This is a genomic window from Bradyrhizobium barranii subsp. barranii, from assembly GCF_017565645.3.
Classification (GTDB): Bacteria; Pseudomonadota; Alphaproteobacteria; order Rhizobiales; family Xanthobacteraceae; genus Bradyrhizobium; species Bradyrhizobium barranii.
Genome location: NZ_CP086138.1, coordinates 213783 through 227180, shown reverse-complemented (window position 1 = coordinate 227180; position 13398 = coordinate 213783). Strand labels below are relative to the sequence as shown.

The window sequence follows — 13398 nt, the reverse complement described above, 5'->3', positions numbered from 1 at the left end:
GCATGTCGCGTCTGTCCCGCCAGCCATCCGAACGGACGATCAGACCAAAGCTCGTCAGCCGGCTCGAGCTCGCGCGCGATGGTACGTTGTCCGGCTTCGTCTACGACGCCCAGGAGCCGGAGCGCCGCTATAGCATAGAAATTTTGCTCGACGGCCTGGTGTTCAGCACAACCTATGCCGACGCCTTCGTTCCCGAGCTTGCTGAACAAGCGCACCAGGCGAGTTGCGGATTCGCGATCACGATTGAGCCCGATCTGCTGCGCGCTGCACGCACGCTCGAGGCCCGCCTGGCCAATCTCGGCACGCCTGTCGGCCAATCGGTCAATTTGGAGAGCGAGGGCGCAAATCGCGCCGATCTGCGCAAAACGTGCCAGTTGCGCTGGCTCGGCGGCCTCCATTTCCAGGGCTGGATCGATAGCGACTCCGCGCTCTTTCTGGAGGCAATCGTCGACGGAGAGGCCGTCGCTCAGGTTAATGCAACCGCTTGGACGCATGTTGGGGAAGCTGCGGCACACCGGAATGCGCGCGCCTTTGATTTCCACGCCCCGCGACGCTTTGCCGACGGCCGCGTTCACCGCGTTTCGTTGCGCAGAGAGGACGGTGAGCCAATTCCATCGACGGCCGTCTTTGTCGCCTTTCCCGACGGCCTTGCCGGAATGATCGACGCGCTCGGCGGCTACGGTGCCGAGCGCCTGCGCGGTCAGCTGTATGATCAACTGATTCCCGCCTCGCTTCCGTTCTCCGACTACGTGAATTGGTGCGATCGCTTCCCGCTGCCGATGCCGCGAGCAAGTGGCCTTTCGCTCGCGGTCGTCGTCGCCGGCGCGCCCGGCGCGGAGCAGACGCTCGCCGCGCTCTCGATTCAGACCCACGAAAGCTGGACGGCAGGCGTGATTGACGGCGAGCTACTGTCCGTCGACAGCGACGCTCTGTTGGAGTTTCTGGACAGCGCCGCATCCGATTCACATCACGTCGTCATCGCGATGGCGGGTGTGGTGCTCGAGCCGAATGCCCTGGCCCGCATTGCCGCAGCATTCGACGCCTATCCGGAGGCGATCGCCTTGTACGGCGACCTCGATTTTCTCGCCGAGGATGGCCGGCTCTGGCCGCTGGCCTTTCCTGCATTCGATTACGAAAGGATGCTAGAGCAAGGCTATTGTGCGCATCTGTTTGCTGTACGACGAGACGCCCTGCTCGCCGGCCTTGAGACCCGTCCCGACAATCTTTACCGCCTCTTCAACTGCTTGCTCGATCACGCTGGTCCACGTGAGGACAACATCCTTCATCTGCCGGGAGCTCTGGCGACGCTTCCTAACCTCGATCGAACGTACGCCAGCCGTCTGCTCGCCGCGGCGAGCCAAATGCACCTCGACGCACGTGCCGTCAGTGCCGATGTAACCCCGCAACAAGTTAACCTGTTTCCTGCGGTTCGAATTGGTCGAGCGATTCCGCACCAGCGCGTGACAGTGGTCATCCCGACCCGAGACGGTCTCCCGCTCTTGCGGACCTGTATCGACAGCATCGCGCCGGCGGTCGAGTTCTGCCGCGCAGATATTCTCGTTGTCGACAATGACAGTGTCGACCCCAAGACGATCGCCTATCTTGCGGGCTTGGCGAGACGCGGCGTACGGACTTTGCGGGTCGAAGGTCCCTTCAATTTCGCGAGGCTGAACAATCACGCCGCAGCAACACTCGACAGTGACGTGCTCTGTCTCCTCAACAACGACATCGAGGCGAGTTCCAAAGACTGGCTCGAGGAGATGCTCACGCGGCTTGCCGAGCCTGATGTCGGTGCGGTCGGCGCGCTCCTGACTTGGCCTGGTGGCGTCGTTCAGCATGGCGGTGTCGTCCTGGGAATGAATTTCGCGGCGACTCACGCTTTTACCGATAGATTCGGTGATGATCCCGGGTTTCTCGATCAGCTCCTTGTGGCGCACGAATGCAGCGCCGTGACTGCGGCCTGCCTCGCCACCAGACGCAGAGACTATCTTGCCGTTGGCGGGATGGACGAGTCGCGCTTCGCGATCGCCTTCAATGACGTCGACTATTGCTTGCGGTTGCGCCAAGCGGGCAAGCGAATCGTTTTCACGCCGCATGCGAAGTTGGTTCACGCCGAATCAGCCAGCCGCGGGCGGGATGATCGCGCCGACCGGCGCGGCCGGTTCGAGCATGAACTTAATCTGCTTCGGGCGCGCTGGGGTGAATGGCTCAACGAGGACCCTGCCTACAATCCGCAGCTCTCACGCGATGGGATTCCCTACAGCGGCCTCGCCTGGCCGCCCGGGCCGCGCGCCCCTCGCTACAATCATCTCGAATCGGCGCGTGACGTGCCGTTGGGGTTCTGATGCGGCGCCTCTTCGTCATTCAGCCGCTGCGCGCTCCCTTCGCTGATCCGCCGTTCAATCACGAATAGGCTCGGTGCGGGAGCTGCGCGCCGGCTCGGCGCGTGCTGCGTTTTCTTGCAAGGCAACGAAATCGTCGAGCTCGACCGGTAACGCCTCATGCCAATTCGGCGTGGTCACTCCAAACTGTCTCTTCAGGCGCGACAGGTCGAGCCGCGAATTGCCGGGCCGTATCGCCTTGGTCGGGAAATCGGCCGTGGCGATCGGAATGACGCGTTCCACCTCGAGCCTTAGGCCGCGCGACCTAAGGCCGGCGACGATCGCGCTGGCAAAGCCATGCCAACTTGTCTCGCCGGCGCAGACGAGATTGACGACGCCGCCTTTGCGCGCAAAGAGCTCATTCAGGTTCGACAGATTTGGCAGCGCGATATCCGCAATGGCGTTGGCGACCGTTCTCGCAGTGGTCGGCGCGCCGATCTGGTCACCAACGATGCGTAGCTCTTTGCGCTCCGCCGCAAGCCGCGCGATGGTGCGTAGGAAGTTGGCGCCCTTGGCGGCGTAGACCCAAGAGGTACGTGCAATTAGATGCGGACCGCCTGCTGCGCAAATGGCAGTGTCACCGGCAAGCTTGCTCGCGCCGTAGACCGACAACGGCCCCGTTGGGCTATCCTCGCGCCATGGCGCATTCCCAGAGCCATCGAAGACGTAGTCTGTGGAAAAATGCACCAGCGGCACGCAACGTTTTGCAGCCCATTTGGCGATCACCTCGGGTCCCCCGGCATTGATGCGGAATGCGAGCTCGCGTTCGTCCTCGGCGCGATCCACGGCGGTATAGGCCGCGGGGTTGATGATGAGATCCGGCTGGAACGTGTCGAGCGCCCTGACGAGTCTGTCAGGCTTCGACAGATCGAACTTATTGAGGTCAGGCGCGATGATTGTGCCCCGTCGAGCCAGGAGTGATTGCAATGCACCTCCGACCTGCCCGCCGGTTCCCGTCAACAGTATCCGCATCAGACTTGCCCATACAATGGAAGGTTTTTGATGTCGGCAAGCAGCGGCGCGTCCGCGTCCTTGGCCGAGAGCGACGGCTTTTCGATACCCCAGTTGATACCGATCGCCGGGTCGTCCCAGCGGATCGAAACCTCGTGCTCCGGATTATAGAAATCATCGCATTTGTAGAAAAAGTCCGCGACCTGTGAGAGCACCAGGAAACCATGCGCGAAGCCGCGCGGAACCCATAGCTGGCGCCGGTTCTGCTCGCTCAACTCGACGGCAACGTGACGTCCGAAATTAGGGCTGCCGACGCGGGTGTCGACAGCGACGTCGAGCACCTTGCCCCGCAGCACGGCGGCTAGTTTGCCCTGGGTAATGGGATTTTGCAGATGCAGACCCCGCAGCACGCCGTAACGCGAACGGGACATGTTGTCCTGCACGAAGCTTGTCCTGCACGAAGCGTCGCATGATACCGCATGTGTTGTAACGAGTCAATTGATAGCTCTCGACGAAGAAGCCACGGTCGTCGCCGAAGAACTTGGGCTCGATGATGAGAACTTCGGGGAGCTCGGTCCGGATCACATTCATTCCGCAGCACTTTGAATTTGCCGACCGACCCGATTCTCTCGGCGTCCGCACTAACTTGCACTCTTCACATTATATGGTATGCTTGTGATAAGTAAACTGTGAGGAGCAATGAAAGGCATCATTCTCGCAGGCGGCACCGGCTCTCGCCTCTATCCCGTGACGACCGTCGTTTCGAAGCAACTTCTGCCGGTCTTCGATAAACCTATGATCTACTATCCGCTCTCCACGCTAATGCTGGGCGGAATTAGGGAAATCTTGATCATCTCCACGCCGCACGACAAGGCGCTTTTCGAGCGCCTGCTCGGCGATGGCAGCGAAATCGGTTTGCGTTTCTCCTACGCGACGCAAGCGACGCCGCGCGGAATTGCCGACGCGTTCAAAGTCGGACGGCATTTCATCGGCGACGATCCGGTCGCCCTTGTGTTAGGTGATAACATTTTCTACGGGCACAACCTGCCGGGAATGTTAACTAAGGCATCCCTGCGCAATAAAGGCGCTACCATATTCGGTTATGTCGTCAACACACCCGAGCAATATGGCGTGGTCGAGCTCGATCAGGCCGGCCGCGCGCTTTCGATAGAGGAGAAGCCGAAACAGCCGAAGTCCAACGTCGCAGTGACCGGCCTCTACTTCTACGACAACGACGTGCTCGACATTGCCGCATGCATCAAGCCGTCGGCTCGTGGCGAGATCGAGATTACGGACGTCAACGAGGTCTATATGGAACGGGGCGATCTCTACGTGGACGTGCTCGGTCGCGGCTTTGCCTGGCTCGACACCGGTACGCATTCCTCGCTCGTCGAAGCCAGCCATTTCGTCCAGATCCTCGAGCAACGCCAGGGCCTGCGCATCGCCTGCCCAGAAGAAATCGCTTTGCGACAGGGCTACATTACGATTCAATCGTTCGAGCGGGTGGCTGCGAAAACCGCCAAGAGCAGCTACGGCGAATATCTACAATCTGTCGCACGCGCGCACCGAGCAGACTGATTCGGCAGACGGAGTAGATTGATCATGCGTTTGAAGGGGATCACCATCTTCGTGACGGGTGGGGCCGGGTTCATCGGCTCCGCGGTCGTACGACATCTCCTGCGTAATAGCCACGCACGCGTCGTCAACCTCGACAAGCTCACCTACGCCGCGGTCCTTTCTCCCCTGACCGGCGCGACGAAAACGAACTACGCCTTCGAGAAGCAATGCATCTGCGACGCGCCCGGTGTACGCCGACTGTTCGAGCGCTATCAGCCCGACGCTGTGTTGAACCTTGCCGCAGAGAGCCACGTCGACCGCTCGATCGACGGCCCCGGCGAATTCATCCAAACCAATATTGTAGGAACGTTCACACTGCTCCAGGAAGCCCTACGCTACTGGAGGGCGCTGTGTCCGGACAAGCGGGCGCGGTTCCGCTTCCAGCATATCTCCACGGATGAAGTATTCGGCTCGCTCGGCGAGGACGGCTTCTTCACGGAAAACACGCCCTACTCGCCCAATTCACCCTACTCCGCAAGCAAAGCTTCATCCGACCACTTGGTGCGCGCCTGGCATAAGACTTACGAGCTGCCGACGCTCCTGACCAACTGCTCGAACAATTACGGCCCCTATCACTTCCCGGAAAAGCTGATCCCGCACATGATCATTAAGGGTCTGGCCGGAGTGCAGCTTCCCGTCTACGGCGATGGAAAAAACGTTCGCGATTGGCTCTATGTCGAGGATCACGCCAAGGCCCTCACACTCGTGCTCGAGCACGGAGCCGTCGGCGAGACCTATAATATCGGTGGCCGGAACGAGCGGACCAATCTGCATGTGGTGGAGACGATCTGCGACTTGCTCGACGACCTCGCCCCGAGCACGGACGGCCCGCGCCGCCGCCTGATCTCCTTTGTCACCGACCGCCCCGGCCACGACCGCCGCTACGCCATCGACGCCTCCAAGCTCGAACGCGATCTCGGCTGGAGCGCGGTGGAGAATTTCGAGAGTGGCTCGACAAGACGGTGCGCTGGTATATCGAGCAGAAGCCGTGGTGGCAGGCGATCCTGGAGCGCGGATATCAGACCAAGCGGGTCGGACTGAGTCAATAGAGTCAATGAGTCGTCGCCGAACCGCGTCGTCTCACTGAATTCATGATTAACCGTCACTCGGTTTCAAGGATCGCGTCGTACGGCGGTGAGGCCTCTCTTGCCGCGTCCACCTGAACGCGAGGCGCTCATGCTGCCAAGAATGTCAGAGGAAGAAACGGCTCTGTTCCTGTCGTTTGTCAGAAACAGCCGCGACTACGTGGAATTCGGCACGGGTGGCAGCACCGTTCTCGCTTCGAAGTACGTCAAACGTTCGATACGGTCCGTTGACTCCTCTCAGGAATGGTTGAAGCGCGTGGGCAGCGCATGCGCCGAATGCCAGACCCAACCCGAGCTGATGCTTGTCGACATCGGTCCCACCGGCGATTGGGGTTTTCCAACCGATGGTGCCACCAAGTCGCGCTGGCCTGATTACCATTCGGCCATCTGGAGGTATGAGCAGAGTGCAGACGCTGATCTCTACCTTGTCGATGGCCGCTTCAGGATTGCGTGCTTTGCGCAGACCGTCTTGCATTGCAAGCCGACAGCCATCATCGGCTTTCACGACTTCAGCTCCCGGCGTCCCTATCATTGCGTGAGAAAGATAGCCCAGGAGATCGCAACGGCCGGCGACCTATCGTTTTTCCTTCCGCTGCCCAGACGGGACGCCGCGGAAGCTATCCTTCGCTCCCATTACACGGAGCCGTCCTAGCACCGCACCCCAGTTCCCGCTCAAGCTCAATGAGCTTCCGACGGCGGCTTGATCTTGACCTTGGTCTTGACCAACGCTAGGTCCGATCCGATCTCACATCCCCCCTGCACTAGATAGAGCGTCGGCGTTCGGCCGACCTGATCAAAATTTGGCCCAGGGGAGTTTTCGTCGATCAGGCTTGGATAGCTGAACCGCTTTCCGATCGAGCAATCCTTCGACCAGAACAGGGGGACCTGCTCCAGGACCTGTCGATCGTGCCAATGAACCAGGTCGTCCGAGAAATATGCGACGATGCTTCCACCATTGATGTCCTCCGCGACGGTTGCGACGAAGAGATTCGAATTTGCTAGCTTGGCAATTGATCCGACAAAGCCTCGCATGCCCGTCACATACTCGCAGCGAACGCGCGCCTGATCTTCATAAGCGCTCTGGTTTGGCCGCACAAAGCCGTCGCGCGTGAAAATCTCCCAAGAGCTCGTCGTCACCGGCAGCCGACTGCGGAGCACGCATCTCCCAGAATCGCCCTTATCCACGCCGGAATAGCCAACCAGCGTGTACAGATAGTCCCCCCATTTCACTAGGTTTGTCGGACTCGTATAGCCTCTGGGATGGCCCTGGCCGAGCGTGTCTGCAAAGTCGGGGGCTACGACTGCTTTGTCCAAATCGTCAGCCCGGTGAAACGTCCGACCACGGTCATTGCTCCTGAGGAGCACGATGCTGTTGTACCAGCACGACGAATAGTCCGCGAAACGGCAATGCCCCACCAACTCGTGGGCCTGATACTCGTTGTGCCCAAGCGCAATGACCGATCCATCATCGCCGATCCACGTCGCCGTGATCCACGTCTTGTAGTTGAAATGCGAGGGATCGGGATCCAACGTTCCCTCATACGCGACCGAGCAGTTCTTCGCCATCGCACCGAAGCTACTGCCAACCAGCGCCCGGTTGCGATAATGCGTCGCGAATGCCGTAATCGAACCATCCGGCGAGCGAAATGCCCGCAACGGAGCATCAGAAATGTCCAGGGCGTCGCATTTCGCGTCCGGCACGACGTGAGGGAGATCATCCGCTTCAGTCGCGCGGTGTCCGCCCAGCACGAGCGGCAGGAACGTCCCAATCACGGTCGCGGCTCTGATGGCGCGACCCTTCACTTGAAACTCTTCACGATGATGGAGGGGCCATCCTCAATGAACTTCGAGAAAATCCCGCGCGCGTCCGCGTTGGAGAAGACCACCGTCCCTCCCCGTCCTAGTTCTATAACCTCGGTCTCGCTATCGGGAATCGATTTGTCGCCCTTGAGATAAGCAATCATTTCCGCAACCTCCTTCTGGAACCGAAGCACGGCTGGATCGGGATGTCTGCTGAAGTCCATCCTCGAAACCGCCTCCGGATCGATGGCGTGATCGACAAGACTCCGGTTCGCCAATTTTCTCACATTGGCCGCGATCCGCTGATCAGGAAATTGTGTCAAATGCAGCAGAAACAGATTACTGCTGCAACTCGCCGAAAATCGGCTACCGGCGTACTGGATGTTGTGAATGCCCGATTGAGCCGCAATCAGCTCGGGCGGAAGAATGGGCTTTCCCCACTTCAGATTGTTCGAGAAGTTGCGCCGGCGCTCGGTGTCCAACAACGTGAATTGATCCATGCGTCCGATCGCGTTGATTAGCCACGTTGCTGGATAGATTGCGCCACGCTCTTTCAGGCAATCCAGGATCCGCTCATCCGCGAACCAACGCTTCGTATCGATCCAGACGAGCCGCTCGTCGACGTCGACGAAGGAGAAGAACTCGACGGTCTCCCTCAAGCGATCGAACAATGGCCGGAACCTAGGATGCCAGTGAATATCGTTGTGAACCCCGGAGAAGCGGAAGATCGTGATATCAGGGGCAGCCCGACGATAGACGTCGAGCGTCGCGGCATCTGACGATCCATTGTCCGCTATGATCAGATTTTGCGGACCGACGATGGCGCTATGATGATTAATCCAACTCTGGACAAATTCGGGCTCGCTGAGAGTCTTGCAGCAAATCTTGAGCTTGGCCCGGTTTTGCAGGCGCCTCAGAATCTCCGGCTGATCCGTGTCCCATTGAAGAACCGACATCTCAAACATCTCTCTAACATTTTGAGCTTTCCCCCCCTGTCAGGAAAGCGCTTCGACGATGCTCAGCCTGCGCTGCCGATCCAACGATCATCGGACTCGCTTCGGTATGAATTAACGCCTGTTCCGAGATACCTCACATATCAATTCGGCAAATTGTGGTCCTCCACCTAATTCGATCCGTAATCATGCGCTTTGCTTCAGGAGCGAAGCGCGTTTTTCCATTGAGCGGCATTCTCCTCCTGATCGAGGTTAGGACTGCGTCCCTCCGCCGCCCCGACCAAATGAAAATGATGCTTGGCCGACTTGATCCGACCCTCCCGAACGGCAATCGCCACATCCGGATATTTGCCCATGTACCAAGCTTCGTCGACTTCGGGTCCTCCACCCTGTCGTCCCTCGAAATAGCCGAAGCCGATATAGTGCACGTGCGCGCTCTCGATTTCACCGCTCACGAGCGCCTTCGCTATGTCCGGATTGTCCCTGAGATAACCGTCCTCATCAAACTCAGCGGCCGCCAATGCGATTTGCAACAACAGCTTCAGAAGCGCACCTGGTATTTCGATCTTGCCTCCGTTCTCGAAGGCCGCACTGTCTACGTTGAGTGCACTCAACAGTGAAACGGCGGAAGGCACGAACATGACAGCCCCGACTTGCTCTGGTTGTTTTCCCTAGCCGATCACGTCGTCGCCGTCGCACGCACTGCGGATTTCGCTGCCCGCCTGGGCGCATCAGGCTTGGTAGCGGCGCTCGCCAGTTGCGCCGACACCTCGTTGCGATAAGCGGCCTGTGCCCCAAGCTCCCGCTCCCCGAAGCCGAAACGCCTCCGCGCGAGACGATGCATAGTGTCGATCTCCTCGATGTGCTTTTGGGCCTTCAACGAATTGGTGACGCTCGCCGCATGGCGCCGATGGACGTTGAGGGGGTCGGCAACGTAGGCGATCTTTGCGCCCGGTCCAGCCAGAACCTCCAGATAGAGCACCCAGTCGCCGGCCATCCGGAACTCTTTCAGACGATCGCGACAGGCGTTCAGCGCGCGCAGCAACGTCTCGCGACGCCACAGCACTGAACTGACGTTCAGGATCGTATTCTTGACACCGAGATAGCGCGTTACGAAATCGCGACCGTCAAACACTTCCGTGCGCGACAGCGCGCCAGGTTCGATCGTGGCAAAATACGGCTTGTAGCTCGCGTAAAGATGAGCGCCATCGGCGTCGATCGACTTCGAATCGGTGAAGCCTATAGCGATGTCGGGGTCACCCTGCATCAGCGCCAGCAGGCTCGAGATGAAGATCGGCTCCGAGAGATCGTCGGCTTCGGCGATCCAAAGGAACTCTCCCTTCGCCATCTCTGCAGCCTTGGCCCATTGCGCGAACACCGAGCCGGAATTCTGCTCGTTAATGACGAGCGTCAGATCGCGCTGGCGCTGATCGGCAAGCTTCATGATGATGGAAGTGCTATCGTCGCACGAGCAGTCGTCCAGCACGATAATCTCCTCGACCGGATGGGTCTGATCGAAGATGGTGTACAGCCGCTCAGGAAGGCAGCGCGCATAGTTGTAGTTTGGTACGGCGACCGAGACGCTGGGCAATGATGGAACGGCTAACCGCAGCAGATCGCGGACATAGTCCGCGAAGTCAAATTTGCTCCGGATAATCTCGGCCATGCGGTCCCGCTCGGACTCGGGCGGTGTCCAGCGTAGAAAAGTCTCCACTGCCTGTGCCATCGCCGGCGCATCGCAATAGGGCACGACGCACCCCACGTTCTCCTTGTGCAGCAAGCCGGGGATACCGCCAGAGTCCTGGAACGCAACGACGGGCACGCCGACGCTGAGCGCCTCCAGTGTCACCGTCGGAAACGGGTCCTCGCGCGACGTCAGCGCGTAGACGTCGGATGCGGAATAGAGCGCCTGCATGTCCGAGCGATAGCCGGCGAGATGGAAGTGGCCCGTGGCCTCGGCACGCTTGATCTCCGGCCCCAGCCATTCCTGGAGGCTTGGATCGATGCCGCCGGCCCAGCAAAAATGGACATTTGCATTGCGTCGTCGAACCAAGTTACAGACTTGCAAAAACAGGTCAAAGCCCTTGCGCAGATCAGCATATCCGACGCCGAGCACCATCTTGTCGCCAGCGGCGATGCCAAATTCCTTGCGAAACAGCACGGCTTCCGTCGGCACCGGCTCAATCTGCTTGTAACTGCCCTGCGCGCGAATGAGGAAACGCTCATCCGTCCCGTCAAGCCCAAGCGCTTCGACGAGCTTGTCGCGCACGAAATCCGAGGCGAACACCACACGATGCGCACTCCCAATCGCCGCGGCAGCGGCCTCTTCCAGCTGCTTCTCGTGCAGGATCCGCGGCAATTCGTGGACCAGGGAAACGGTCCGAAAGCCCATTTCGACGAGGAATTTTGTGGCGCGCCCGCTCGCGGCCGTGTTGGCGATGGCCGCTGTAAAGCCCTTCTCCCGGAAGTGTTGTAAGGTCGCAGGGATATCGGAAGCCTGCTTGAGTACGGTGAGCGGCGCGACCGAGGCGTATTCGGCTTCCAGCGCTCCGCCCTGAAGCAGGAGAAAGTCGATCTCGATATTGAAGGCGCTGCGCAGCGTCTTGCCGATGTTCAGCAAGAGATGCTGCGCGCCGGCGGGAAACGCATCATGTCCGACCAGCAGAATCTTGGACACTGACCGATCGGAGGTCAGACCAGTGGCCGCGCGCGCGGTAGCATTCAGGTAGGCCGAACCGAAATGGAGATCGGGCTCGAGATACGCGCCCTCGCACCATTCATTCCAGGCGTTGATACAGACGAACGATTCGCCGAAAAAGGTGTGCGTCTGCGCCTGTTCGACCAGCGCTGACAACCACGCCTCGTATTTCTGGGGGGTCGAGCCCTGGACCACGAGGCCCGAGCCTTGCCGGCGCGCATCGTTGTCCCAGCTCGGCACCACCGTCTTGATCAGCGGAAAATTCGGACGCGGCTCATCAACTGAATATTTGGCGACGTCGTCGTAACTGTAGATTTGCCCCGCATAGGTATCGTCCAGGAGTTTGGCGTCAGAGTTCACCAGCGGCACGTATTTGGTAAGCTTGTGCGGCGGAAATTCGATCGCGCCGTCCATGCCGTTCGGAGTTGGATCGTAATCATCAAAACTCTGGCTCATGATGATGATTGGATCTTCGTTGAACCGTTTCGCGAAGATCGCGCGCCAGCGCGCGATGACGTTTGCCGTGTCCGGAATGAGGCGCGGCCGATAGATCATCAAGAGGGGACGGCCCTGGACACGGATGTAGCGTTTGTCCGTGAAGTGACGATTGAAATCCGACAACAGGCGCTCGTCATCGTCAGACAGGTAGTCCTGCGAAATCAGGACCTCGCCCTCCATGCCGTCCCACCGCCGCGTCCAGTTCTCGTTGGTCCACATCAGGCAGAACGGCATGTTGATATCGCGCGCTTTCAGGAATTTCTCCAGCGGTTTTTCCAATAGGCGCTTGCCGTTGAACCAGTAGTAGTAAAAGACGAAGCCGTGGATGCCCGCCGCCTTGGCTAGCTTCGCCTGCTTGCGCATGGTTTCGATGTCGGCGAGAGAGTAAAAACCCAGGTCGCGCGGAATCCGCGGTTGATAGTGATCCTTAAACCGAGGTATGCCGCGCGCGATGTTCGTCCATTCGGTGAAGCCGGTGCCCCACCATTTGTCGTTCTCAGGGAAAGCGTGAAACTGCGTCATATAGTAGGCCAGCACCTTGGCGCGCGGCTTTGCGCCGTCGGGCAATGGACGCAGTTCCTCGAATAGCCGGCTCGGACGGGTGAACCGCTTGATCTCGGCCGGGATGGTGGCCTCGTTCTCCGGAGGTGACGGATAGATGCCATCCTCGTGGCGATGCGCAAGATAGTGCAAAAGCGGATTCTGATCCGTCTTACCCTTGAAGTAGCGCTGAATGTAAAACTTGGTGTCGAACTCCGCCGACGGGTTGCGCCCTTCCTTATAGCCATGAAAGATGAAGTGCTCGAACGGATCGACGCCGGCCGCTGCGACGTCCGGATAGATCTGACGATAATACTGCGCGTCGAATTCCGGGATCGGGCTGAACGGGCCCAGGCGGTTCTTCAGATAGTGCGCGAGCGGGCTCTCGCCTTCCGGGATGCCGTACTTCTCCCGATACCAGGCCGGTTGAAAATAGGGACTTGGCCGCCGCCCATCGCGCTCGCCGACCGTCGCATAGTGCAGGAACGGATGCTCATCCGCCTCCTTCACATCGGGATAGGTTGTGACGTACCAGATCGGGTCGAAGATCAGATTTGGCTTTCGACCTTCCCTGTAGCCATAGAGGAAGAAATGCTCAAACGGATCGGCGCCGACCGCGATCACGTCCGGATAGCTGGCCGCGTAGAAATCCTGGTCAAAAAGCCCGAGGCCCTTGAGGGTGCGCGCGGCATCTGCAAGGTCGCCGGCAGGACTGCTCGCCGATCCCTCGGCGGCGAGCAGCTTCGCAGAACCGTTCAGTTTTGCGGCGACCGGCTCTGACTTGGATTGCAGCCTTGCAGCAGCGCTGCGCCTCGCCCGAGGTCCTCTTCGACCGGCGTCGCGCGCGAGGTTCGAAAGAAAATCAGCCATTGTTA

8 protein-coding genes and 2 pseudogenes are annotated in these 13398 nt (G+C 59.5%); 4 read left to right on the top strand and 6 right to left on the bottom strand.

What is annotated here, in order from left to right; translation table 11 throughout:
- Positions 1-2 precede the first annotated feature (2 nt).
- Positions 3-2345 (top strand): glycosyltransferase family 2 protein, encoded by a 2343-nt coding sequence (locus tag J4G43_RS54340; RefSeq protein ID WP_038945154.1) that lies wholly within the window; start codon positions 3-5, stop codon positions 2343-2345.
- Positions 2346-2399: 54 nt separating this feature from the next.
- On the opposite strand, the gene rfbD is transcribed toward J4G43_RS54340, so the two are convergent.
- Together rfbD and rfbC are read right to left on the bottom strand one after the other, a co-directional pair.
- Positions 2400-3353: a dTDP-4-dehydrorhamnose reductase gene (rfbD, locus tag J4G43_RS54335; protein WP_028153757.1), complete on the bottom strand. Its 954-nt coding sequence runs from the start codon at positions 3351-3353 to the stop codon at positions 2400-2402.
- A pseudogene (gene rfbC, locus J4G43_RS54330) lies at positions 3353-3923 on the bottom strand (dTDP-4-dehydrorhamnose 3,5-epimerase). Before rfbC ends, rfbD begins: the two are co-directional and overlap by 1 nt.
- A 108-nt stretch (positions 3924-4031) precedes the next feature.
- Here rfbC and rfbA point away from each other — a divergent pair.
- From rfbA to J4G43_RS54315, 3 genes and pseudogenes are all read left to right on the top strand, one after another.
- Positions 4032-4910: a glucose-1-phosphate thymidylyltransferase RfbA gene (gene rfbA, locus J4G43_RS54325; protein WP_028153760.1), complete on the top strand. Its 879-nt coding sequence runs from the start codon at positions 4032-4034 to the stop codon at positions 4908-4910.
- Between the two features lie 24 nt (positions 4911-4934).
- A pseudogene (gene rfbB / locus J4G43_RS54320) lies at positions 4935-5998 on the top strand (dTDP-glucose 4,6-dehydratase).
- Between the two features lie 127 nt (positions 5999-6125).
- Complete coding sequence (locus J4G43_RS54315; RefSeq protein WP_225006010.1) at positions 6126-6686, top strand: hypothetical protein; 561 nt, start codon at positions 6126-6128, stop codon at positions 6684-6686.
- A gap of 26 nt (positions 6687-6712) precedes the next feature.
- On the opposite strand, the gene J4G43_RS54310 is transcribed toward J4G43_RS54315, so the two are convergent.
- The 4 genes from J4G43_RS54310 to J4G43_RS54295 form a co-directional block, all read right to left on the bottom strand.
- Entirely contained in the window at positions 6713-7837 is a 1125-nt protein-coding gene (locus J4G43_RS54310) for a hypothetical protein (RefSeq protein ID WP_028153478.1), read from the bottom strand.
- On the bottom strand, positions 7834-8790 hold the full coding sequence (locus J4G43_RS54305) for a hypothetical protein (protein ID WP_035696954.1): 957 nt from the start codon (positions 8788-8790) through the stop codon (positions 7834-7836). The genes J4G43_RS54310 and J4G43_RS54305 overlap by 4 nt, the downstream gene beginning before the upstream one ends.
- A gap of 197 nt (positions 8791-8987) precedes the next feature.
- Complete coding sequence (locus J4G43_RS54300) at positions 8988-9428, bottom strand: hypothetical protein (protein ID WP_028153476.1); 441 nt, start codon at positions 9426-9428, stop codon at positions 8988-8990.
- 38 nt (positions 9429-9466) lie between these two features.
- Positions 9467-13393, bottom strand: coding sequence for a glycoside hydrolase family 99-like domain-containing protein (locus tag J4G43_RS54295; RefSeq protein WP_225006000.1), 3927 nt, complete (start codon positions 13391-13393; stop codon positions 9467-9469).
- Positions 13394-13398 lie beyond the last annotated feature (5 nt).